This is a genomic window from Streptomyces hygroscopicus subsp. hygroscopicus, assembly GCF_030269125.1.
GTDB lineage: Bacteria > Actinomycetota > Actinomycetes > Streptomycetales > Streptomycetaceae > Streptomyces > Streptomyces hygroscopicus_C.
The window spans coordinates 205,503-228,193 of sequence record NZ_BSSM01000007.1; the positions used below are offsets into that span (position 1 = coordinate 205,503).

General features: G+C 74.4%; 23 protein-coding genes and 1 pseudogene. 15 read left to right on the forward strand and 9 right to left on the reverse strand.

What is annotated here, in order from left to right:
* The first annotated feature begins 60 nt into the window (after nucleotides 1-60).
* The 12 genes from QSK45_RS17955 to QSK45_RS18010 all read left to right on the forward strand — a co-directional run bounded on the left by QSK45_RS17955 (nucleotide 61) and on the right by QSK45_RS18010 (nucleotide 11,836).
* A complete protein-coding gene (locus QSK45_RS17955; protein ID WP_285558016.1) occupies nucleotides 61-924 on the forward strand; it encodes a sensor histidine kinase in 864 nt (287 codons plus the stop codon).
* Nucleotides 921-1,604: a response regulator gene (locus tag QSK45_RS17960; RefSeq protein WP_285558018.1), complete on the forward strand. Its 684-nt coding sequence runs from the start codon at nucleotides 921-923 to the stop codon at nucleotides 1,602-1,604. Before QSK45_RS17955 ends, QSK45_RS17960 begins: the two co-directional genes overlap by 4 nt.
* Before the next feature lie 287 nt (nucleotides 1,605-1,891).
* Complete coding sequence (gene crcB / locus QSK45_RS17965) at nucleotides 1,892-2,356, forward strand: fluoride efflux transporter CrcB (RefSeq protein ID WP_285558019.1); 465 nt, start codon at nucleotides 1,892-1,894, stop codon at nucleotides 2,354-2,356.
* The gene (locus QSK45_RS17970; RefSeq protein ID WP_285558021.1) at nucleotides 2,353-2,736 is read left to right on the forward strand and encodes a DUF190 domain-containing protein; all 384 of its coding nucleotides are present in this window, start codon (nucleotides 2,353-2,355) and stop codon (nucleotides 2,734-2,736) included. The genes crcB (QSK45_RS17965) and QSK45_RS17970 overlap by 4 nt, the downstream gene beginning before the upstream one ends.
* Nucleotides 2,733-3,101, forward strand: a complete 369-nt coding sequence (gene crcB / locus QSK45_RS17975) for a fluoride efflux transporter CrcB (RefSeq protein WP_285558022.1) — start codon at nucleotides 2,733-2,735, stop codon at nucleotides 3,099-3,101. Before QSK45_RS17970 ends, crcB (QSK45_RS17975) begins: the two co-directional genes overlap by 4 nt.
* A gap of 80 nt (nucleotides 3,102-3,181) precedes the next feature.
* Nucleotides 3,182-4,018: an undecaprenyl-diphosphate phosphatase gene (locus QSK45_RS17980; RefSeq protein WP_285558023.1), complete on the forward strand. Its 837-nt coding sequence runs from the start codon at nucleotides 3,182-3,184 to the stop codon at nucleotides 4,016-4,018.
* Nucleotides 4,019-4,188: 170 nt separating this feature from the next.
* On the forward strand, nucleotides 4,189-4,866 hold the full coding sequence (locus QSK45_RS17985) for a FadR/GntR family transcriptional regulator (protein WP_285558293.1): 678 nt from the start codon (nucleotides 4,189-4,191) through the stop codon (nucleotides 4,864-4,866).
* Nucleotides 4,867-5,042: 176 nt separating this feature from the next.
* Nucleotides 5,043-6,056, forward strand: coding sequence for an asparaginase (locus QSK45_RS17990; protein WP_285558025.1), 1,014 nt, complete (start codon nucleotides 5,043-5,045; stop codon nucleotides 6,054-6,056).
* A 138-nt stretch (nucleotides 6,057-6,194) separates the two neighbouring features.
* On the forward strand, nucleotides 6,195-7,601 hold the full coding sequence (aspA, locus tag QSK45_RS17995) for an aspartate ammonia-lyase (protein ID WP_285558026.1): 1,407 nt from the start codon (nucleotides 6,195-6,197) through the stop codon (nucleotides 7,599-7,601).
* A 63-nt stretch (nucleotides 7,602-7,664) separates the two neighbouring features.
* The gene (locus QSK45_RS18000) at nucleotides 7,665-8,603 is read left to right on the forward strand and encodes a glutaminase (protein ID WP_285558028.1); all 939 of its coding nucleotides are present in this window, start codon (nucleotides 7,665-7,667) and stop codon (nucleotides 8,601-8,603) included.
* Between the two features lie 519 nt (nucleotides 8,604-9,122).
* On the forward strand, nucleotides 9,123-10,538 hold the full coding sequence (gene mptB, locus QSK45_RS18005; RefSeq protein ID WP_285558030.1) for a polyprenol phosphomannose-dependent alpha 1,6 mannosyltransferase MptB: 1,416 nt from the start codon (nucleotides 9,123-9,125) through the stop codon (nucleotides 10,536-10,538).
* Nucleotides 10,535-11,836, forward strand: a complete 1,302-nt coding sequence (locus tag QSK45_RS18010; protein WP_395482200.1) for a glycosyltransferase family 87 protein — start codon at nucleotides 10,535-10,537, stop codon at nucleotides 11,834-11,836. Before mptB ends, QSK45_RS18010 begins: the two co-directional genes overlap by 4 nt.
* 83 nt (nucleotides 11,837-11,919) lie before the next feature.
* On the opposite strand, the pseudogene QSK45_RS18015 reads toward QSK45_RS18010, so the two are convergent.
* The 3 genes and pseudogenes from QSK45_RS18015 to QSK45_RS18025 form a co-directional block, all read right to left on the reverse strand.
* Nucleotides 11,920-12,831 (reverse strand): annotated as a pseudogene (locus QSK45_RS18015) (D-alanyl-D-alanine carboxypeptidase family protein); the annotation flags it as partial.
* Nucleotides 12,832-12,923: 92 nt separating this feature from the next.
* Nucleotides 12,924-14,072: a transcription termination factor Rho gene (gene rho, locus QSK45_RS18020; protein ID WP_285558033.1), complete on the reverse strand. Its 1,149-nt coding sequence runs from the start codon at nucleotides 14,070-14,072 to the stop codon at nucleotides 12,924-12,926.
* Nucleotides 14,073-14,451: 379 nt separating this feature from the next.
* Nucleotides 14,452-14,847: a nuclear transport factor 2 family protein gene (locus tag QSK45_RS18025; RefSeq protein ID WP_285558034.1), complete on the reverse strand. Its 396-nt coding sequence runs from the start codon at nucleotides 14,845-14,847 to the stop codon at nucleotides 14,452-14,454.
* Nucleotides 14,848-14,921: 74 nt separating this feature from the next.
* Here QSK45_RS18025 and QSK45_RS18030 point away from each other — a divergent pair, with 74 nt between their 5' ends.
* Nucleotides 14,922-15,665, forward strand: a complete 744-nt coding sequence (locus tag QSK45_RS18030; RefSeq protein ID WP_285558038.1) for a class I SAM-dependent methyltransferase — start codon at nucleotides 14,922-14,924, stop codon at nucleotides 15,663-15,665.
* 14 nt (nucleotides 15,666-15,679) lie between these two features.
* Here the strand turns inward: QSK45_RS18030 and QSK45_RS18035 are convergent, their stop codons facing one another.
* From QSK45_RS18035 to QSK45_RS18055, 5 genes are all read right to left on the reverse strand, one after another.
* Entirely contained in the window at nucleotides 15,680-16,879 is a 1,200-nt protein-coding gene (locus QSK45_RS18035; protein WP_285558041.1) for a serine hydrolase domain-containing protein, read from the reverse strand.
* A gap of 97 nt (nucleotides 16,880-16,976) precedes the next feature.
* A complete protein-coding gene (locus QSK45_RS18040; RefSeq protein WP_285558042.1) occupies nucleotides 16,977-17,945 on the reverse strand; it encodes an acetylxylan esterase in 969 nt (322 codons plus the stop codon).
* Between the two features lie 88 nt (nucleotides 17,946-18,033).
* Entirely contained in the window at nucleotides 18,034-18,609 is a 576-nt protein-coding gene (locus QSK45_RS18045) for an Rv1733c family protein (protein ID WP_285558045.1), read from the reverse strand.
* A gap of 186 nt (nucleotides 18,610-18,795) precedes the next feature.
* On the reverse strand, nucleotides 18,796-19,560 hold the full coding sequence (locus tag QSK45_RS18050) for a ferredoxin reductase (RefSeq protein ID WP_285558047.1): 765 nt from the start codon (nucleotides 19,558-19,560) through the stop codon (nucleotides 18,796-18,798).
* Complete coding sequence (locus QSK45_RS18055) at nucleotides 19,553-20,158, reverse strand: sulfite oxidase-like oxidoreductase (protein WP_285558049.1); 606 nt, start codon at nucleotides 20,156-20,158, stop codon at nucleotides 19,553-19,555. The genes QSK45_RS18050 and QSK45_RS18055 overlap by 8 nt, the downstream gene beginning before the upstream one ends.
* Before the next feature lie 234 nt (nucleotides 20,159-20,392).
* On the opposite strand from QSK45_RS18055, the gene QSK45_RS18060 reads away from it, so the two are divergent.
* Nucleotides 20,393-21,139, forward strand: a complete 747-nt coding sequence (locus tag QSK45_RS18060; protein WP_285558051.1) for a GNAT family N-acetyltransferase — start codon at nucleotides 20,393-20,395, stop codon at nucleotides 21,137-21,139.
* 31 nt (nucleotides 21,140-21,170) lie between these two features.
* Here QSK45_RS18060 and QSK45_RS18065 read toward each other — a convergent pair whose 3' ends face one another.
* Entirely contained in the window at nucleotides 21,171-21,647 is a 477-nt protein-coding gene (locus QSK45_RS18065) for a MarR family winged helix-turn-helix transcriptional regulator (protein ID WP_490993581.1), read from the reverse strand.
* Nucleotides 21,648-21,875: 228 nt separating this feature from the next.
* Between QSK45_RS18065 and QSK45_RS18070 the strand changes: the two genes are divergently transcribed.
* Nucleotides 21,876-22,670: a putative protein N(5)-glutamine methyltransferase gene (locus QSK45_RS18070; protein WP_285558054.1), complete on the forward strand. Its 795-nt coding sequence runs from the start codon at nucleotides 21,876-21,878 to the stop codon at nucleotides 22,668-22,670.
* The last annotated feature ends 21 nt before the right edge of the window (nucleotides 22,671-22,691 follow it).

The following is a 22,691-nucleotide window of genomic DNA, read 5'->3' on the forward strand; positions in this document are numbered from 1 at the left end:
TGAGGGCTCTGGATCCCCGGGCCGAGGCGGTTGTCAGTGCCGTCTGCCACCATGAACGGCATGGGGGAGTACGAGGTGCTGGCGGCGGCGCTCGCGGCGGTGTGCGCGGTCGCCCTGGGACTGGCCGTGGTGCTGGTGCGCACCCGGCGCCGCTGGCGGGCGGCGGTCGGGGAGCGCGGCTGGCTGCTGGAGCGGGAGCGCGAGAGCGCCGCGGAGACCGCCGTCGCGGCCGAACGGGACCGCATCGCCCGAGAGTTGCACGACATCGTGAGTCACAACGTGGGCCTGATGGTCGTGCAGGCGAGCGCCGCGCGCGAGGTGCTGGGCACCATGCCGGACGAGGCCGCGACCGCGCTGAGGGCCGTCGAGGACGCGGGCCGGGGCGCCATGACCGACCTCAGGCACCTGCTCGGCCTGCTGGCCCCCGCGCAGGACGGCACCGACACCGGTCCGGGTCCGGACGCGGGTGCGGGGGCCGCGCCCCTCGCGCCGCAGCCCGGTCTCGGCCGGCTGGGCCCGCTGGTGGACCGCATATCGTTCGCCGGGCTGCCCGTCGAGGTCCGTGTCTCCGGCGAGCCCCGCCCGCTGCCCCAGGGCGTCGACGTGACGGCCTACCGCATCATCCAGGAGGCCCTGACCAATGCGCTGCGCCACGGCGACGGCGGCAAGGCGGAGGTCAGCGTGCGCTACGCGGGCCACGCCCTGCGCGTCGAGGTCCTCAACAGCGGCCCGAGCGTGCTGACCGGCACCGCGCCGACCGCACCGGCCACCCCGGCAGGTCCGCGGCCGCACCCCGAGGGCGCCGGCCGCGGACTGCTCGGCCTGCGCGAACGGGTCGCCGTGTACGGCGGCGACCTCGACGCCCGGCGCAGACTCGGCGGTGGATACCGGGTCCGGGCCCGCATACCCCTGGACCGCCCGTGACACCGGACGCGCCCGAGCGGTCGCCCCGCGTGCTGATCGCCGACGACCAGACGCTGATCCGGACCGGCTTCCGGCTGATCCTCAACGCCCGGGGCATCGAGGTGGTCGGCGAGGCCGCGGACGGTGCCGAGGCGATCGCGGCGGCGGGGGAGCTGAAGCCGGACGTCGTCCTCATGGACATCCGCATGCCCGACGTGGACGGGCTGGAGGCGACCCGGCGGATCCTGGCCCGCGACCCCGGCGTCCGGGTGCTCATGCTCACCACCTTCGACCTGGACCGGTACGTGTACACGGCCCTGTCGATCGGGGCCAGCGGCTTCCTGCTCAAGGACGTCACCCCGGAGCACCTGGCGGCGGCCGTCCGTCTGGTCGGCACCGGCGACGCCCTGCTCGCCCCGCAGATCACCCGGCGCCTGGTGGAGCGGTACGCGGCCGAGGCCGGACGGCCCCCCGAGCGCCCGCCCGCCGACCTCGCCGCCCTCACGCCCCGCGAGCGCGAGGTGCTGCTCCTGCTGGGGCGGGGCATGTCCAACACCGAGCTGGCCACCGAGCTGACCCTCAGCGAGGCCACCGTCAAATCCCATGTGGCCCGCATCTTCGCCAAGCTCGGCCTGCGTGACCGCGCCCAGGCGGTGGTCCTCGCCTACGAGTCGGGACTCGTCCGACCGGGGGCGCGCTGAGCCCGCCTCCCGAGAACCGGGCCCGCATCTCGATGAGCCGGGCCCGCATCTCGACGAGCCGGCCCTCTTCTTTCTCGACGAGCCGGCCCTCTTCTTCAAGGGGTCGACCCCTCTTCTTCGAAGAATCGACCCCTCTTCTTTAAGGAGGGCCGACCCGCCGGAGAAGGGCGGGTGAACAGCCCGGTCGGCGGCCCCCGCGTGACCGGGGCGCGGCCGGGGCGGCGGTAGTCTGGTGCCCGGCCGTGATCACCCACCGGGGGTCGGCCGAGCAGGAGACGTACGAAGCGATGACAACCCCCGAAGCCGAGACCCTTCGCGCCCGCCCCGCACCGCGCCGGCGGACGCGGTGGCGTGCCCAGGGCCCGATCGTCGCGGTGGTCGCCTTCGGTGGCGCCCTCGGCGCGTGCGGCCGCTACGGGCTGGCGCTCGCCTGGCCCGCGCCGCCCGACGGCTTCCCCTGGGCGACCTTCTGGACCAACCTGATCGGCTGCGCCGTGATGGGCGTGTTCATGGTGTTCATCACCGAGGTGTGGGCCGCCCACCGCCTCGTCCGCCCCTTCTTCGGCACGGGCGTCCTCGGCGGCTTCACCACCTTCTCCACCTACACCGTCGACATCCGCAGGCTGGTCGAGTCCGGCCGCCCCGAGATCGGCCTCGCCTATCTCGTGGCGACGCCCTGCGCGGCCCTCGCCGCGGTGTGGCTCGCCTCGGCCACCGCCCGCCGGGTGCTGACCAGGAGGGAACAGCCATGACCTCGCTCACCGGTCGCGCGCTGCGGCTGACCGTCTACATCGGCGAGGACGACACCTGGCACCGCAGGCCCCTCTACAGCGAGATCGTGCACCGCGCGCACGCCGCCGGGCTCGCGGGCGCCAGCGTCTTCCGGGGCATCGAGGGCTTCGGCGCCTCCTCCCGCATCCACACCTCCCGCCTGCTCTCGCTGAGTGAGGACCTGCCGGTCGCGGTGGTCGTCGTGGACACCGAGGAGCGGATCAGGGCCTTCCTACCCCAGCTGGACGAGCTGGTCCGCGAGGGCCTGGTCACGCTGGACGAGTGCGAGGTCGTACGGTACGTCGGGCGCGCGCCCGGCCCGGACCCCGCGGCGGGGCCGGAAGGTGAGGAACCGTTGTGAACTGGCTGCTCGTCGTGGCCGGGGCCGTGGTCGGCGCACCCGCGCGCTACCTCACCGACCGCGCCGTGCAGGCCCGGCACGACTCGGTCTTCCCCTGGGGCACCTTCGTGGTCAACGTCGCCGGCAGCCTGATCCTCGGGCTGGTCACCGGCGCGGTCGCCACCGGGGCCGCGGGACCCCGGGCGCAACTCCTGCTCGGCACCGGTCTGTGCGGGGCGCTGAGCACGTACTCGACCTTCTCCTACGAGACCCTGCGGCTGACCGAGGCCGGCGCCGGCCTCTACGCTGCGGTGAACGTCGTCGCCGGCGTGGCGGCCGGGCTGGCCGCGGCCTTCACCAGGTTCTGGCTCGCCGGCGCTCTGTAGGCCGGGCGCTTGGCAGGCCGCAGGACACAGCAAGTACTGTCTACAACACTGTCGACCTACTCTCCTCAGAACTGGATCCCATGAGCGCCATCTCTGTCGGTCAGGCCGTCGTCCTCGGAGTCGTCGAGGGGGTGACCGAGTTCCTCCCGGTGTCCTCCACCGGCCATCTCAAGATCGCCGAGGGGCTCATGGACATCCCCGTCGACGACAAGTCCGTCGTCGGGTTCTCCGCCGTCATCCAGGTCGGCGCCATCGCCGCCGTGCTCGTGTACTTCTTCAAGGACATCAAGCGGATCGTTTCCGCCTGGTTCCGCGGTCTGGCCCATCGCGAGGAGCGCTACCACCACGACTACAAGTTCGCCTGGTGGGTGATCGCCGCGACGATCCCGATCGTCGTGGTGGGTCTCGCCGCCAAGCCGCTGATCGACGGGCCGCTGGCCTCGCTGTGGGTGGTGGCCGGTTCGCTGATCGTCGGCTCCGGTGTGATGTGGTGCGCGGACCAGATGGGCCGCCACAAGCGCGGTGAGGACGACACCTCCTTCAAGGACGCGATGTGGGTCGGCTGCTCGCAGATCCTCGCCCTGCTCTTCCCCGGCTTCTCCCGCTCCGGCGCCACCATGTCCACCGCGCTCGTGCTGGACCTGGACCGCGTCGCCGCGACCCGCCTCTCCTTCTTCCTCGGCATCCCCGCGCTGACCGGCGCGGGCATCTACGAGCTGAAGGACGCCCTGGGCGCGGGCGTGGGCGCCGCCCCGCTGGCCGTCGGCACCGTCGTCTCCTTCATCGTGGCCTACGCCTCGATCGCCTGGCTGCTGAAGTTCGTCGCCAAGCACTCCTTCAACGCCTTCGTGATCTACCGCGTCATCATCGGTGTGGGCCTGCTCGGCCTGCTCGCCTCCGGTGTGCTCAACGCCTGAGGCGTAACCTTTCGGCCACCCCGCGGGGTGCGGCGGCCCGGACCACGGGCGCCGCACCCCGCGTGCGTTCAACCGTCGCCTTGACAGAGCGGCCGGGCGGCGCGCACGATCGGCTCGTGAACCTGTCAGACAGCCAGACAGGTGGCCCTGGTCCCCGGCGCGTGAGCGCGATGGAAGCGGTCCTCGGCCACCTCCGCGGCGCCATCGAACGCGGTGAGTACGCCATCGGCGACAAGCTGCCCTCCGAGGCCGAGCTGGGCCGCACCCTCAATGTCTCCCGGCCCGTGCTGCGCGAGGCCCTGCGCGCGCTCCAGACGATGGGCCTCACGGTCTCCCGGACCGGCAAGGGCACCTTCGTCGTCGCCGACGCGGTGGAGGACCCCACCTTCGGCGACTACGCGGCCAGCGATCTGCTGGAGGTCCGCCGGCACATAGAGATCCCGGTCGCCGGCTACGCGGCCCTGCGCCGCACCCCGGACCACCTGGACCGCCTGGCCCATCTGCTGGAGCGCATGGAGCGGGAGACGGACACCACCGCGTGGGTCGCCATGGACACCGTCTTCCACCTCACCGTGGCCGAGGCCGCCCAGAACCCGGTCTTCCGCCGGGTCATCGAGGAGATCCGCGACGCCCTGGCGCGCCAGTCGGCCTTCCTGAACGAGCTCGGCGGCCGCCGCGAGCAGTCCGACCGCGAGCACCGCGCGATCGTCGAGGCGCTCGTCGAGGGCTCCGAACAGGACGCGGTGGCGGCGATGAGCCACCACCTCGACCGCGTCGAACGCACCCTCACCGACATCGTGCGCCCCCGGCGGCCGGACCCGGCCGCGCACGGCGGCCCCGAGGCGTGAGCGCACCCTGACCCTCCCGCACACCGACGCCGGCGCCGGACGCACCACCGTGCCCCGCCGCCGGCCCGGCAGCGGCCGCGGGCCCGACCACGCCCCTGGCCCCGCGCACCACCCCCACCGGCGCGCCGCCGCGTGACCCGCGAACCGGCCGCCCCGACCCCTTGATGCAGGCAGACATGGACACCAGCTTCCCCGCCGACGCGCCCGTCGTCCGCGCACCCCGCCACGCCCCCGTCGCCCACCTCGTCCGCGGCGGCGTGGTCGAGGGCGTCCACTACGGCTCCGTCGTCGTCCTCGGCGCCGACGGCGCCGTCCCGTTCCGGCTCGGCGACGTAGAGGCCGCGTTCTACCCCCGCTCGGCGGTGAAGCCCCTCCAGGCCGTCGCCATGCTGCGGGCCGGGCTGCCGCTGGACGGCGAGCTGCTGTCCCTGGCCGCCGCCAGCCACTCGGGCGAGGAGCGCCACCTCGCCGGCACCCGGCGCATCCTCGAACTGGCCGGGCTCGGCGAGGACGACCTGCGCAACGTCCCCGACATGCCCTTCGACCCCGCCGTCCGCGACACCTGGGTCCGCGACGGCCGGACGCCCTCCCGGCTCGCCCAGAACTGCTCCGGCAAGCACGCGGCGATGCTGTGGACCGCGCGGCTGAACGACTGGTCGCTGCCGGACTACCTGGATCCGGCGCACCCGCTCCAGCGGGCGATCCGGGAGACCGTCGAGGACCTCACCGGGCAGCGCGTCGCCCACGTCACCGTCGACGGCTGCGGCGCGCCCCTGTTCGCCGTCTCCCTGCGGGGGCTTGCCCGCGCGCTGTCCCGGATCACGTCCGCCGCACCCGGAACGGCCGAGGCGAGGGTCGCCGACGCCATGCGGGGCCACGCGGAGATGGCGTCCGGCGAGAACCGCGACGTCGCCGCGCTGATGCGGGCCGTTCCGGGGCTGCTCGCCAAGGACGGCTTCGAGGGGGTGCAGGTCGCCGCGCTGCCGGACGGGCGCGCGATCGCCGTGAAGATAGCCGACGGCGCGGACCGGGCGCGGGTGCCGGTCGCGGCGGCCGCGCTGGCGCTCGCGGGCGTGGACCCCGCGCTCCTGGGCGCGTTCTCGGGAGCGCCCTTGCTCGGGGGCGGGGTTCCGGTGGGAGCCGTTCGGGTCGTGGACGAGCTCGGGGCCCCGGCTGCCGCGGGCGGCTGAACGACTCGGCCGGTGCCGGGAGACCCGCGGGCCGTTCCCGGCTGATCGCGCCCGCGCGGCGGCAGCCGCGCATCGATGACGCCCTCCGCCCCCGACGGGGCGCTTCCCCTTCCGTAACGCAGAAAGTCGAGCACCTTCATGACCACCACCCGGCGCGAACACGACCTCCTCGGCGACCGGGACGTGCCCGCCGACGCCTACTGGGGCATTCACACCCTGCGGGCGACCGAGAACTTCCCCATCACCGGGATGCCGATCTCGGCGTACCCGCACCTGATCGACGCCCTGGCCGCCGTGAAGGAGGCCGCCGCGCTCGCCAACGAGGAACTCGGGCTGCTGGCGCCTGACAAGGCGCGGGCGATCGTGGCCGCCTGCCGGGAGATCCGCCGGGGCGAGCTGCACGAGCAGTTCGTCGTGGACGTCATCCAGGGCGGCGCCGGCACGTCGACCAACATGAACGCCAACGAGGTCGTGGCGAACCGGGCGTTGGAGCTGCTCGGCCGGGCCAAGGGCGAGTACACGCGTCTGCACCCCAACGAGGACGTCAACCTCAGCCAGTCGACCAACGACGTCTACCCGACCGCCGTCAAGATAGCGACGGTGTTCGCGGTCCGTGGACTGCTCAAGGCGATGGCCGTACTCCAGGACGCCTTCGCGGGAAAGTCCGTCCAGTTCCGTGACGTGCTCAAGATGGGCCGTACGCAGTTGCAGGACGCGGTACCGATGACGCTCGGTCAGGAGTTCTCCGCATTCGCCGTCATGATCGAGGAGGACCGCAGCCGTCTCGCCGAGGCCGTCGAGTTGATCCATGAGATCAATCTGGGCGCCACGGCCATCGGCACCGGGATCAACGCTCCGTCCGGGTACGCCGAGGCCGCCCGCCGGCACCTTTCCGTGATCACCGGGCTGCCGCTGGTCACCGCCGCCAACCTGGTCGAGGCCACCCAGGACTGCGGGGCGTTCGTGCAGATGTCCGGCGTGCTCAAGCGGATCGCGGTGAAGCTCTCCAAGAGCTGCAACGACCTGCGGCTGCTGTCCTCGGGGCCGCGCGCCGGGTTCGGCGAGATCAACCTGCCGCCGGTGCAGGCCGGTTCGTCCATCATGCCGGGCAAGGTCAACCCGGTCATCCCCGAGGTGGTCAACCAGGTCGCCTTCGAGGTGATCGGCAACGATGTGGCCATCACCATGGCCGCCGAGGCCGGACAGCTCCAGCTCAACGCCTTCGAGCCGATCATCCTGCACTCCCTGTCGGAGTCCGTCACCCACCTGGAGCGGGCCTGCCTGACGCTGGCCGAGCGCTGTGTCGACGGCATCACCGCGAACACCGAGCGGCTGCGCGCGAGCGTGGAGAACTCCATCGGACTGGTCACCGCGCTCAACCCGCACATCGGCTACACGGCGGCCACCGAGATCGCCAAGGAGGCGCTCGCCACCGGTCGCGGGGTCGCCGAACTGGTCCTGGAGAAGGGCCTGTTGCCGGCCGAGACGCTGGCCGGGCTGCTGCGCCCCGAGATCGTCGCGGGCAGCGGGGCACCGTCCGCCTGAGCCGCGGCGACGGGGCATCGCGGGGCACGGGCGAGTGGGCTCCCGGAACGGTACGGAGGCACAATGGTGATCATGACAACGACGTCGTCCCCCACCTTCCTGCCGGTCCTGGAGCGCATAGCCGAGGAACTGGAGCACACACCGGGACGGGGACGCGCCGCCGACTACATCCCCGCGCTCGCCGCCCGCGACCCCCGCAGCTTCGGCATGGCCGTCGCCGAGCCGGACGGCACGGTGTACGGGGTGGGGGAGTGGCAGGAGCCGTTCTCCACCCAGTCCATCACCAAGGTGTTCACCCTCGCCCTGGACCTCGCCCGCGAGGGCGACGAACTCTGGGAGCACGTGGGCCGCGAGCCCTCGGGCAACCCGTTCAACTCCCTGGTGCAGCTGGAGTACGAGAACGGCATCCCGCGCAACCCGTTCATCAACGCGGGCGCCCTCGTGGTCACCGACCGCCTCCAGACCCGTACCGGGGACGCGGCCGGCGAACTGCTCGACTTCCTGCGCGCCGAGAGCGGGAACCCCGCACTGGACTTCGACCAGGAGGTCGCCGCCTCCGAGACCACGCACGGCGACCGCAACGCCGCCCTCGCCCACTTCATGGCGTCGTACGGCAACATCGACAACGAGGTGCCGGTCCTGCTCGACCAGTACTTCCGCCAGTGCTCCATCGCCGCCTCCTGCGCCGACCTCGCCCTCGCCACCGGCTTCCTCGCCCGGCACGGCGTCCGCGCCGACGGCAGCCGCCTGCTCAGCCGCAGTCAGGCCAAGCAGGTCAACGCGGTGATGCTGACCTGCGGCACGTACGACGCGGCCGGCGACTTCGCCTACCGGGTGGGGCTGCCCGGCAAGAGCGGCGTCGGCGGCGGGATCATCGCGGTCGTACCGGGCCGCTGCACGCTGTGCGTGTGGAGTCCGGGCCTGGACGAGCGCGGCAACTCGGTTGCGGGCGTGGCGGCCCTGGACCGCTTCACGACCCTGACCGGACTGTCGGTGTTCTGACGGCACCGGCCCGGCGGCGACCACCCCGCGAGGCACCGGCCGGGCATCCATCGAGCACCGGCGTCCGCCGTCCGCCACGAAGCGGGTGGATGTCCGCCGGGCGCCGGCCGGGCACGCGGGCGCCGGTCGCGCACCCTGGGGCGAGCCGGTGTGTTCAGGACGTGGTGGATGCCGAGGCGGGAGCGCGACAGGCGCCGGGCTGCCGTGCGGGTGCCAGGCCGGTGCACGGCGGAGCCCCACCGGCTCGGTCGGTGCGGCCCGTGCCCGCCGGGTGTAGGCCCGGTTCGCCGTTACCGGCTCGGTCGGTGCGGTCCGTCCTCTCCGGGTGTAGGCCCGGTTCGCCGTTGCCGGCTCGGTCGGTACGGTCCGTCCTCTCCGCGCATCGGCCCGGCTCGCCCCCCACCTGCCCGGTCGGTGCCGCCCGCCTCACTACGCACCGGCCACACGTCCGCTCCCGCCCGGACGGGCGGTCGTCGCCTCGCGGCCATACGGCGTTGACACGCTGGGCCAGTGTTGGCCATGGCATTCCCCTTCGATCTGCGTCGCTGCCGGCTGCTCGGCCTGGTCGGCACCGCCTCCCTCGCGCTGGGCGGGGAGACGGCCGGTGCCCTGCCTGTCGAGAGACTGCTGTCCCCCGCCTCGGCCCAGGCGGCCACCGGACTGGTCGGGGTGTACTTCGGCGTCGTCCTCCTGGTGGCCGCCTGGGTGCTCCTCGGCCGCCTGGTGCGCGGCCCGCAGCCGCCCACCCCGCGCGCCCTCCTCCTCGTACTGGCCGTCTGGGCCGCCCCCTTGGCGCTCGCCCCGCCGCTCTTCAGCCGGGACGTCTACAGCTACCTCGCGCAGGGCGCGATGGCCGACGCGCACATGGACGTGTACACCCAGGGCCCCGCGGCCCTCGGCGGCCCGCTCGCCGACCAGGTGGCCCCCATGTGGCAGCACACCGGAGCGCCGTACGGGCCGGCCTTCCTGGGCCTCGCCTCCGTGCTGTCCGGTCTCACCCGGGGCGAGCTGCCCGCGGGCCTGCTCGGCATGCGCCTGGTCGCGCTGCTGGGCGTGGCCCTGATGGCGTTCGCGCTGCCCCGGCTGGCCCGGCACAGCGGCGCCGACCCGGCCGCCGCGCTCTGGCTCGGCGCCCTCAACCCGCTGGTGCTGCTGCACCTGGTCGCGGGCGCCCACAACGACGCGCTGATGCTCGGACTGCTCGGCCTCGGCCTGGTCGCCGCGCGCGACCGCAGGCCCGCCCGCGGCGCCCTCGCCACCGTACTCGTCACCCTCGCGGCGCTGGTCAAGGCGCCCGCCGGGCTCGGGCTGCTCGCCGTGGTGGCGCTCCAGGCCCGTGTCGGCCGGCGCCCCCTGCCCGCCGCCCTGTCCACCGCGGCCACCTCCGCCGCGACCACCGTCGCCGCCACCGCCCTGGCCGGCACCGGTTACGGCTGGATCGGCGCCCTCGGCACTCCCGTGTCCCCGCAGAACTGGGCCCTGACCAGCCTGCTCGGCCGGGCCACCGGCGACCTGCTCGACCGCCTCGGCAGCGGTCTCGCCCCGCTGGCCGTCCCGGTCTGGCATATCGTGGGTCTCGTGGCCACCGCCGTCGCGATACTGCTGACATGGCTGCGGATGCGCCTCAGGCCGGTCTACGCGCTGGGTCTGAGCCTGCTCATCGTCGCCGTGTTCGGCCCGGCGATCCGCCCCTGGTACGTGCTGTGGGGCCTGTTCCTGATCGCCGCCGCCGCGCCCACCACCTCGGTACGCCACCGGGTCGCGGCCCTCGCCGGGGTGCTCGCCCTCGCCGTCCTGCCCAGCGGCGGCCCCGCCGACGCGGGGCAGCTGGTGCTCGCCGTCTGCGGCGGGGTGCTCGGCGTCGTCGTGCTGTGGCAGGCCCACCAGGCGGCGCAGGCACCCGCCGCGTCCCCGGCTCCGGGGCGCGCCGCATGACCGGCCCGCGCACCGAGCGTGGCCGGCTGCTGCTGGTCCTCGCCCTCGCGGCCGCCGTGACCGCGTTCACCGCGACCGTGCCCCTGCTGCGCGGCTTCTTCGACCTGCGCGTCTACTACGGCACCGTGCACACCTGGGTGCACCACGGCGGCCTGATCTACGACTACCGGGTGCCGGGCACACAGTACGGCTTCACCTATCCGCCGTTCGCCGCGGTCCTCATGCTGCCGCTGGCCGTGCTGGGCCGGAACACCGCGATCGCCGCCTCCCTGGTGGTGAACGCGGCCGCGCTCGGCGTCGTCCTGCGCATCCTGGCCGGCGACCACTGGCGGCTGTACGGCTGGTACCGCTGGGCGCTCGCCCTGTGCGCGCTCGCGCTGTTCGAACCGCTGCGCGACACGTTCAGCTTCGGCCAGGTCAACGTCGTGCTCCTGGCCCTCGTCCTCACCGACGCCTGGCTGCTGACGAGCGGCCGGGGCCGCTGGGCGGGCGTCGGGATCGGGCTCGCCGCCGCCATCAAGCTGACGCCCGCCCTGTTCATCGGGCTGCTGCTGCTCGCCGGGCGGCGCCGGGCCGCCGCGCGCGCGACCGCCGTGGCCGTCGCCGTGACCGCGCTCGCCGCCTGGGTGGACCCCGCGGCCTCCCGGTTCTACTGGACCCGGGCGCTGTGGGACACCGGCCGGGTGGGCCGCCTCGACTACGTCTCCAACCAGTCGCTCCAGGGCGTGCTGGCCCGGCTCGGCGAGACCGGGCGCCCGCTGTGGGCGACTGTGGTGCTGCTGGCCCTGTGCGTGTGGGGGTGGCGGACCCGCCGGGCGGCGCTGGCGGGCGACTGGACGGCGGCCTTCGCCCTCACCGGGGCGACCGCCTGCCTGGTCAGCCCGATCACCTGGGTGCATCACCTGGTATGGCTGCTGCCCTCCTTCGCGGTCCTGCTGCGCAGCGGCCACCGGCGCGTCGCGGGCGCGCTGTACGCGGTGCTGTGCACCAGCGTGGTCTGGCTCTGGTTCGACGACGCCTCGGGCGTCGACGGCTTCCTCGGCAGCAACCTCTACACCTGGATCACCCTGGGCCTGCTGCTCGGTCTGCCGGTCGGTCAGCGCCGTGCGGCCCTGCCCCTGGCCCGCAGCGCCAGTGCCAGCGCGCCCGCCCCCAGCCCGGCCAGTCCCGCCCCGACGGCGGTGCCGGACCAGTCGTCGTCCGGCGCCCCGGACGTGGCCGCCGCCACCGGTGTGGCCGAGGCGGCCGGCCGGGCCCTGGGGCGCAGCCCGTCCAGCGAGCCGACCGGATCCACCTGACCGTCCGCCGCGAAGCCCCAGTCGAGCAGCGCGCGCGCCTCCTCGTACACCGCGAACCCGCCGCCGGCCTGTGGGTTCATCACGGTCACCTCAAGGGTGCGGCCGCCCCGGCGGGCGGCGGCCACGAGCGTGTTGCCCGCGTTGCTGGTGTAGCCGTTCTTGACGCCGATCAGGCCCGGGTACGGCGCCACGCCGTCCTCGCCGGTGAGCAGCCGGTTGGTGTTCTCGATGGGGTACGGCGACCCGTCGCCCGGGAACTCCGCCTGGGCGGTGGAGCAGTACTGCGCGAAGTCGGGGTTGCGCAGGCCCTCCCGGCCGAAGACCGCGAGGTCGTAGGCGGAGGACACCTGGCCCGGGGCGTCGTAGCCGTCCGGGGACAGCACACGGGTGTCCAGGGCGCCCAGGGCGCGCGCGTTGGTCTGCATCCGCCGGGCGGTGGTCTCCCAGCCGCCGTTCAGGGAGGCCAGCACGTGCACCGCGTCGTTGCCCGAGCTGAGGAAGACCCCCCGCCACAGGTCCGCCACCTGGTAGCGGTGGCCCTCCTCCACCCCGACCAGGCTGCTGCCCTCGGCGACGTCGGCGAGCTCCCGGTAGCGCACGGTGTGCTGCATCCCGCTGGGCAGTCTCGGCAGCACGGTGAGGGCGAACAGCGTCTTCAGGGTGCTGGCCGGCGGCAGCGGACGGTGCGCCTCGCTCGCGGCCAGCACGTGCCCGCTGTTCGCGTCGGCGACCAGCCAGGACAGGGCGGAGACGTCCGGCAGGTCGGGGGCGCCCCGGCGCGGGCGCACCTGCACGCCGGAGCGGTAGAGGAGGGACGGGGCCGGGACGGCCGCCCGGGGCGCGGGGGGCGCGGGCTCTCCGCCGCGCGGCCAGACCGTGCCGTGGTATCCGGCGGCCGGCACGGCGGTGGCCGGGACCGGGGTGCACGCCAGCAGGCCCGCCACGCACAGCGAACAGGCGGGGACGACCGCCCGATATCTGAATCTGGTGATCATATGATCAACGTACGAATGGGAGTGATGCCCGCGCGCCGGCCGCGCCGTCCGGCCCAGCGGAGCAACCCGGATGCCGCACTCGGGCCGCGTCGTCAGCCCTCGGGCAGCGTCGGCAGGACCTGCCGCAGGAAGGCCGCGTTGCCGGGGGTGCGTCGCATCCGCTCCAGCAGGGTCTCCAGACCGGCCGGCCCGCCCTCGCGGGACACCAGGGCTCGGCGCAGCCGCTGTACGGCGCTCAACTCGGCCGGGGTGAGCAGCAGTTCCTCGCGCCGGGTGCCGGAGCCTTCGAGGTCCACCGCGGGGAAGACGCGTCGCCCGGCCAGCTCCCGGTCCAGGCGCAGTTCCATGTTGCCGGTGCTCTTCAGCTCCTCGAAGAAGTAGCCGTCGGCCCGCGATCCGGTGTCCACGAGGGCGGTGGCCAGGATGGTGAGCGAGCCGCCCTCCTCGGCCTCGCGGGCGGCGCCGAAGAACCGCTTGGGGCCGATCAGCGCGCCCGCGTCGACACCGCCGCTGAGGGTACGGCCACCGGCGCCGGCGGCGTTGTTGTGCGCCCGGCACAGCCGGGTCAGCGAGTCCAGCAGCACGACGACGTCCTCGCCCGCCTCGACCAGGCGCTTGGCCCGTTCGATGACGAGCTCGGCGAGGGCGATGTGCTCCTTGGCGGTGCGGTCGAAGGTGGAGGCGTACACCTCGCCGTGCACCGTGCGGCGCATCTCGGTGACCTCCTCGGGGCGCTCGTCCAGCAGCAGCACCATCAGCCGGCACTCCGGGTGGTTCCCGGCGACGGCCGCGGCCAGCTGCCTCAGCAGCACCGTCTTGCCGCTCTTCGGCGGGGCCACGAGGAGGCCGCGCTGGCCCTTGCCGACCGGCGCGAAGAGATCGGTCAGGCGGCCGGCCAGTCGGGCGTCCGGGTGTTCCAGGCGCAGCCGGCGGCGCGGGTGGAGCGGTGTGAGGTCGCGGAAGTGCCGCCGGGCCCCGTTATCCCCGGGCGCGCGGCCCTCGACCCGGGCGACCTCGGTCAGCGCGCGCTGCGCGCCCTTCACCCCCTCGACCAGGTCGCCCTTGCGCAGTCCGTACCTGCGGATCAGCGTGGCCGGCACCTGGGGGTCGGCGGGGGCGGGGAGGAGGCCGGCGGACCTCAGGTGCCCCTTCCCGTGCGCGTCGATGTCGAGGACACCGGAGACGAGCCGGGCGGCCGGAACCTGGAGTTCCAGCGGAGGGTGTTCGATCGTGGTGGTCATGGAGTGTTGTCCTTTCGCGGACGGGGAGTGGAGGAGAGCGCGGGGGAGGGAGCGGCCGCGAGGGGAGGCGGATACGACCTGCCTCCGGGCGGCGGGAACGACACCCCGGACACGGCGGCGCGAGAGCCCTGGTCACGAGGGGGTACCGAGGAGAAGCCCGGGGCCGTTCGAAGGAATCGGCCGGGAGGCTGGGGGAGAAATCGGCGGCATCGGTGCCGGTACGAGGGGCACGCACATGCGCTGTTCGCACTATACCCGTGCGTTCGGATGCGTCAACGGGACGGCGCGCGGAGGTATTCCCGGCGCCCCGGGCTTCCCGCCCCGCCCCGGCCCGGCGGACCACCGTCGACGGGCGCGGGCGGGGCGGGAAGCCGCCAGGTCACGAACGCGCCCGCGCCTCCTCGGCGATCTGCTCGAAGCGCGCGCCCATCGCCTCGGCGAGGGCGTGCGCGCCCGACAGGGGACGGACCATGACCATCAGGTCGTCGATCAGCCCCTCCGCGTCGACGTGCAGGAAGTCGCAACCGGTCAGTTGCCGTTCGCCCACGCGGGCGGTGAAGACCAGCGCGTGATCGGGGGAGTCCGGGGCGCCGAACTCCCGGACGTACCGGAAGTCCTCGAAGACCTCGGAGACCGCGCGCAGGATCGCGGCGGTGACGGCCTTGCCGGTATACGGTTTGAAGACGACGGGACTGGTGAAGACGACGTCCTCGGCCAGCAGCGCCTCCACGGCGTCCAGGTCCCCGGCCTCGACTGCCGAACGGAACGCGTGCATCGGATCACCCCTGTAGGTTGGGTCGGTGCGGATGAAACTGATCAACGGGTACGAGAGTTGACGGGCTGACGGACATGTTCGGACCCGAAGGCCCCTCGCTGCGCGAACTCGCCGTCCAGGCGCTGTCGTCCGTCGAGCACGGATACGACCTGCTCGCGCCGAAGTTCGACCACACGCCCTTCCGCACCCCCGACGGCGTCCTCGACGCCGTCGCGCGGGCGCTGGACCCGCTGGGCCCGTTCACGGACGGCCTCGACGTGTGCTGCGGGACCGGCGCCGGCACGGAGGCGCTGGCGCGGCTGTGCCGGCGCAGGGCCGTGGGCGTCGACTTCAGCGCGGGAATGCTCGACGTGGCCCGGCGCCGGGTCCGGACCGAGGGCGGGCCGGCGGTCGCCTGGGTGCGCGGCGACGCACGCGCCCTGCCGTTCGCCGCCGCCTTCGACCTCGCCGTCAGCTTCGGGGCGTTCGGCCACTTCCTGCCCCGCGAGCTGCCGGGCCTGTTCGCCCAGGTCCACGCGGCGCTGCGGCCCGGCGGCAGCTTCGCCTTCCCGGTGCTCGCCCCGCCCCGCGCGAACCGTCCCGCGTTCTGGCTCCTGCTCGGCTTCGACGCGGCGATGCGGGTCCGCAACGCCCTGTGGCGGCCGCGATTCGTCATGTACTACCGCGCCTTCCGGCTCGGCAGGGTGCTGGCCGAGCTGAACCGCGCCGGGTTCACGACCGACCTCTACGCCCTGCCCGAGTTCGGGCGTCGCGCCGACGGCAGCCCGCGGGCCCGGCTGGTGGTGGCCCGCACGTCCGGCCCGTCGCAGGCGGGTTGAGCCGAGCGGGGTGATCACAGCGCGCTGTACAGGGCGTCGACCAGCGCCATCTTCCGGGGATCGTCCATGATGCGCGGCCCCATCCGGTTCATGACGTAGCCCAGCGACACGCCCGCCTCCGGGTCCGCGAGCCCGCACGAACCGCCGAAGCCGTCATGGCCGAACGCCCGTGGATTGGGCCCGTACGCGCCCTGCGGCCCGCTGAGCCACAGACCGAGCCCGAGCTCGCTCTCGCCCCCGAGCCCCGCCCCCAGCACCAGATCGACGCAGCTGCCCTGTGGTTCGCGCACCCGCTCCGCCGCCTTGGGCGACAGTACCCGCCGCCCGCCGAGGGAGCCCCGCCCGGCGAAGACGCCGTACAGCTCCGCGACCGCCCGCGCGGTGCCGTGCCCGTTGCCCGCCGGTACCTCCGCGGCCCGCCACTCGGGCGTGTTCGCGTGCGCCGTGCCGATCGCGGGGTTGGCCATCGCCGCGAGCGTGATCCGGGTCAGGTGGCGGAAGGTGGGCGAAGGCCCGTCGTCCGGGGCGGCCGGGGCGCGCGTCAGCTCGGCGGCCCGGCCGTACTCCTCGACCGGCAGGCCCACGCTGAAGTCGATGCCGAGCGGTCCGGTCACCTCCCGCTCCAGGAAGGCCCCCGGCCTGAGCCCGGTGATCCGCCGTACGACCTCGCCGACCAGGAAGCCGTACGTCACCGCGTGGTACCCGGACCGGGTGCCCGGCTCCCACCACGGCTCGGTGGCCGCGAGCCGCGCGGTGGTCAACTCCCAGTCGTACAGGTCGCGCAGGGAGTGCGGCTCGCGCAGTCCCGGCAGCCCGGCGCGGTGCGAGAGCAGATGCCGCACCAGCACCTTCTCCTTGCCGGCCGCCTCGAACCCCGGCCAGTAGCGGGCCACCGGCGCGTCCAGGTCGAGCAGGCCCCGGTCCACGAGCAGATGGGCGCACAGCGCCACGGGGCCCTTGGTGGTGGACCACACGTTCACCAGCGTGTCCCGCTCCCAGGGCCGGGTGCGGGCCGCGTCCGCCCAGCCGCCCCACAGATCCACCACCGTCTCCCCGTCGAGGGTGACCGCCACCGCCGCCCCGAGTTCGCGCCGCGCCCGGAAGTTCTCCTCGAACGCCGCGCGCACGGCGGCGAACCGGGGATCGCAGTGCCCGTGGACCCGGACCGCCCGCGGTGCCGGCGGGGTCCGCGGGGCGTCGTGCGTGGCTGACATGGGCCCTCCGGGGTCGTGGGAAGACCCGGCCCGCGTCGGCCCCGGGCCGGGCCCCCCCGAACATACCGACCGGTCGGGCCCGGAGGAAGAGGCGATCTCAGGCGTACGACCGCAGCCAGCGCAGTTTCGCCGCCTCGTGGAAGGGGCCGCCGCCCTCGTGGTCGTTGAACTCGTACACCTCGATCGTCTTGTCCTCGTGCGCCCAGGAGTTGAACGCCGCGAACACGGTCGACGGCGGGCAGGTCTCGTCCTCCAGGGCCGTCGAGAACAGGGCCGGCATCCGGCCGCGGGCCGCGAAGTGCACGCCGTCGAAGTAGGAGAGGGTGTGCAGCGCCTGGGCGGTTAGGCCCCGGTGGGTCTTCAGGAACAGGCCGACCTCCCGGTAGGGGTGGCGGTTCGTGAGGGTGATCGCGCGCGGGAAGTCGCACAGGAACGGCACGTCCGGCGCCACCGCGACCAGGTCGGGGACCAGGGCGCCGACGGCGAGGGTGATGCCGCCGCCCTGGCTGTGGCCGAGCGCCACCGTGCGCGCCGCGTCGGTCAGCGGATGGGCGCGGGCCGCCTCGACCGCGCGTACGGCATCCGTGAACACCCGGCGGTAGTAGTGGTTCTCGGGCGCGTCGATGCCCCGGGTGAGGAAGCCGGGGTAGGCGGGCCCGGAGCCCACCGGGTCGGCGGTGCCGCCCCCGCCGCCCCAGACGCTGCCCTGCCCCCGGGTGTCCATCACGAAGTGCGCCCGGCCCGTCGAAGCCCACAGCAGGTTCTCGTGCGGCAGTCCGCGCCCGCCGCCGTACCCGATGAACTGCACGACCAGCGGCAGGGGTCCGGTGGCGCCGGCCGGCAGCCGCAGCCAGCCCTTGACGGGGTGCCCGCCGAACCCGGCGAACGTCACGTCGTACACCTCGACCGTGGTCAGACCGGTCTCCACCGGCTCGAAACGGACGTCCAGCGCATGGGCGCGGGCCTCGCGCAGGGTGCCGTCCCAGAAGGCGTCGAAGTCCTCGGGTTCGGCGGACTCGCCGCGGTAGCCGCGGAGTTCGGACAGGGGCAGGTCGAACAGGGCCATCGGCCACCGCCTTTGCCGGGGAGAAAGGGTGAGGGAGCCCACCGTACGAGGCGATGCCCCGGCGGACCATGGTCCGGAACGAGGTCGTTCACGCCCGCGGCTGGGTCCACCGCGGCCCGGTGCGGGCCCACTCCCGTTCCCACTCGGCGAGCCGGTGGCGCAGCGCGATCCGGCGCGCGACGGTATGGCCGAGGAACACCACGCCCCCGGAGCAGGCGGCCGCGCACACCCCGACGGTCACCGCGTGCTGGACGACCGTCGCCCCGGTCGGCGGCGCGGCGACGGCACGGCCGCGGGAGTCGACCCACACGGAGACCGTCGTACCGGCCCCGGTCCCCGCCGGTACCCGCGCCCAGGCGGTCCTGGTCCTCCCGCCGGGCTCGGTCCAGCGGACCTCGGCGCGACCGGGGTGCCCGCGCGCGCCGTGGAAGGCGGACGGCGGCCCGCCGGACACCGTGGCCCGCACCTGGTGGCGCGCGGCCCGCTGCGCCGCCGCGACCGCCGCGGCCCGGTCCTGCGCGTGCAGGCCCGCCGCCACCCCGACCAGGGGCGCCACCACGGACAGCAGCACCGCGACGACCAGCACCGTCCACGCCTCGACGACATCACAGCGGCGCCGCAGCGGATTGCGCCGCCAGCGCCAGCCACGCACCCGGGTCCGCATGTCCGCCTCCTCGCCGAAGCCGACCGGCCGCCCGCCCGCGCCGTCACCCGCCCGGTGTGCGCGCGAGCGTCCACACCCGTCTCGTACCCCGTAGGGCGCACCCGGCCCACCCGGCGAGCCGCGAATTTCGGCCCACTTGGGGCACGTTCGAGCCATGTGCCCCATAAAGGCGCCGAAGTCGGCGCTCTAGCCGAAGCGTTCGATGCGGATGCGGTCCACCGGCTGGCCGGCCCGGACCAGCAGCCGGGAGACGTGCTCGGCGAACCCGTTGGAGCCGCACACGTACGCCTCCCACCCGCCGGGCGGCCGCTCGGCCATCAGCGGCGCCAGGTGCGCGGCCGTCATCCGTCCCACCGGCGTCCCGGTGGGCGCGCTGCGGGTGAACACGGGGGTCGTCTCGGCGCCCAGCTCGGCGGAGTAGATCAACTCCCCGGGGCCGCGCGCGGACACCAGCATCCGCAGCGGCACGTCGAGGCCGCGCGCCCGGTGGTGCCGGATCATGGACATCAGCGGGACGACTCCGGAACCGGCGCCGAGCAGCAGCGCGGGCCGGTCGCCGGGCCAGGCGAAGAAGCCGCTGAGCGGACCGCGCACCTCGAACGTGTCGCCGGGCCGGGCCACGGTGTGGAACCAGCCGGAGACCTCGCCGTCCGGCACCCGGTCCAGCGTCAGCTCGATGTGCCCGGACCCGTCCGGCGCGGAGGCGATCGAGTAGTGGCGCTGCGCCGTGTAGCCGTCCTCCGCGGTCAGCCGCAGCATCAGGTGCTGGCCGGGCAGGTGCCCCGCCCACCCGGGCACCGCGAGGCGGAACGTGGCGGCGTGCGGGGTCTCGGGGCGGATCTCCGTCAGCGTGGCCGTCCGCCACACCGACTCGGCCTGCTCGCTCACGGCGATCCGGCCGGGCACCGCGAAGCGGGGCGCGCCGCCGGGCATGGTCCTCGTCTCAGTCACCGGAATACCGCTGCTCCTGCCAGGGGTTGCCGCGCGGGTGGTAGCCGTTGGCCTCCCAGAAGCCCGGCTCGTCGTGGTCGAGGAGCGTGATGCCCGCGATCCACTTGGCGCTCTTCCAGAAGTACAGGTGGGGCACCACCAGGCGCGCCGGGCCGCCGTGCTCGGCCGGCAGCGGCTTGCCGTCGTACTCCCAGACGATCCAGGCCCGGCCGCCGGTGAGGTCGGCGAGCGGCAGGTTCGCCCGGTAGCCGGTGTGGGAGCGGGCGACCGCGTGGGTGGCGGCCGCGCCGGGCCGTACGACGTCGAGGAAGGCGTCGAGCGAGACCCCGCCGAACCGCACCCCGAACTTCGACCACCCGGTGACGCAGTGGATGTCGCCCTCGTACGCCGACGCGGGCAGCGCGTGCGCCGCCGCCCAGTCCCAGGTGTGAGGCCGCTCGACCAGGCCGTCGATGCGGAAGGTCCAGTCGGCGGGTGCGAGGTCGGGAGTGACCTCGGCGGACAGGACGGGCCAGTCCTCGCGCGCGTCGTACTGTCCCGGCGGCAGTCCCGGGTTGTGCTCGCGCGGGCGGCCCGTGAAGCCTCGCGTGACGTTCATGCTTCAACCGTACGCTGTCGCGGTGGGTGCTCCGTGCCTGGTCACCGGCCCGGCGCCCGGCCCGGGGCCAGATCGTTGCGGTCGTATGAACACTGTCCACGGGCGGGAATACCGGCCGCGGTCCGTTCCTTGGCGCTCGGTACCGGCCACGGTGCGCCGGTGAACGGTGCGAGAGAAGCGAGGGATGAGGATGCGCGAGACGTACGGCTCCGGCACGGTGATCGAGGTGGCCGCATGAGCGTGATCGGCCCCCGGCCCCCCACGCACGGCCCGCACGTCCTCGACAACCCCGCCCTCGCCTCCCTCACCGGCCCGCACGCCCGCTTCGCCGAGCGGCACGGCCGGGTGCTGCGCTACCCGCTCGACGTCTCCCCGTGGCTGGCGCTGCCCGACGAGCCCGAGGCGCGCGACTGGGCCGACCTCGCCGTGCTCGCGGGCCCCGGCGCCGAGGTCCCGCTGAACGGCTACTGCGGGGAGGTCCCCGAGGACTGGGAGATCACCTTCCACGTGGGCGGCGTCCAGCTCGTGGACGACGGCCTGGCCGCGGCGCCGGACGCGGAGGCGGTCCGCCTCGGTCCGGCCGACGTGCCCGAGATGCTGGACCTGGTGGAGCGCACCCGGCCGGGGCCGTTCCTGCCCCGTACCGTCGAGCTGGGCACCTACCTCGGCATCCGCCGCGAGGGTGCGCTGGTCGCCATGGCGGGGGAGCGGCTGCACCCACCGGGCTGGACCGAGATCAGCGCGGTCTGCACCGACCCCGCGGTCCGCGGCCAGGGCCTGGCCGGCCGGCTGGTCCTCGCCGTCGCGCACGGCATCCGGGAGCGCGGCGAGACCCCGTTCCTGCACACCAGCGCCACCAACACCCGTGCCATCCGGCTCTACGAGGCCCTGGGCTTCAGGCTGCGCCGGACCACCTCGTTCCTCGCGGCGCGGGTCCCGCGGCGGCCGGCGGACGAGCGCGAGGCGGCGCCGGTGGGCTGACCGCCGTACGCACCGAGGACGGGCCCCGTGCTCAGCCGGGTCCGAGGCCCGCGGCCCCCGCGTTGTAGCGCTCCAGGTAGGCCGCGAAGCGCACCAGGTCCTCCTCGGGCCACTGGGCGAGCCGTTCCCGGAAGGCGGCCCGTCGGCGGCGGGTGACCTGGGCGAGGATCTCCTGCCCCGCCCCGGTCAGCCGGAGCACCTGGACCCGGTGGTCCTCCGGGTCCGGGCGGCGCTCGATCAGGCCCGCGCGCTCCAGCGCCGCGACCTGGCGGCTCACCGTGGACTTGTCCAGGGCGTAGTGCGCCGCGAGATCGGTGGCCCGGCAGCCGCCGCTCTCCTCCAGATGGCCGAGCAGGGTGTACGACACCAGGGACAGCTCGGGGTGGATCCGGCCGGCCGAGGCGCGGGCCCGGCGGGCGAAGACCGTCATCTCGCGCTGGATCGTCTCGACGGCGGACTCGGCGCTGCTCACGGGGCCTCCCTCCTGCGGCGTTCCGGTGGTCCGCATTCCGGTTGCAGAGTACAACTCGCGCCGTCGGGGGGCCGAACCCGGCCGGGTCCGTTGGGGTATGGTGACCGTCCGGTCGCGGAGGTCCGCGGCCCCGAGTGCGAGGAGGTGAGACCCATATCCGCTGTGTCAGCCGGGGTGCTCTCTCCTCGTGACGGCGCGGTGCACCGGCAGCGGTGACCGCGGGAGCGCCCTGTGGTTCCGCGCTCCCGAAAGGCATCCGTCTTCATGCCCCTGCGTTCTTCCCTCACCCCCGAGGCCGTCGTCTCCGCGTTGCGTGCCGCCGGGTGCGTGTTCGCCGAGGACGAGGCCGCGTTGATCCTCGCCACCGCCCGTGACGCCGCCGAACTGTCCTCGATGGTGGACCGGCGCGCGGCCGGGCTGCCGCTCGAACACGTCCTCGGCTGGGCCGAGTTCCACGGCCTGCGCATCGCCGTCGAGTCCGGGGTGTTCGTCCCCCGGCGCCGCACCGAGTTCCTGGTGGACCGGGCGCTGGCCGAGGCGCCCGACGCGTCCGTCGTCGTGGACCTGTGCTGCGGCTCCGGCGCGCTCGGCGCGGCCCTCGCCGCCGCGCTGGACGAGGCGGAGGTGCACGCCGCCGACATCGACCCGGCCGCCGTCCACTGCGCCCGCCGCAATCTCGCCCCCTACGGCGGGCACGCCCACCAGGGCGACCTCTACGCCGCGCTGCCGACCGACCTGCGCGGCCGCGTGGACCTCCTGACGGCCAACGTGCCCTACGTCCCCACCCCCGACCTCCCCCTGCTCCCCTCCGAGGCCCGCGACCACGAGCCCCCCGCCGCCCTCGACGGCGGCCCCGACGGCCTCGCCGTCCTGCGCCGTGTCGCCGCCGAGGCCACCGCCTGGCTCGCCCCCGGCGGCCGCCTCCTCTCCGAGACCGGCGCCCACCAGACCCCGGCCGCGGTCGCCGCGTTCACCGAGGCGGGGCTGACCGCGCGCGTGGCGGTGTCGACGGAGTGGTCGGCGCATGTCGTGATCGGGGTGCGGGAGCGGTCGTCGTGACGAAGGCGCCCTGACGGCCGG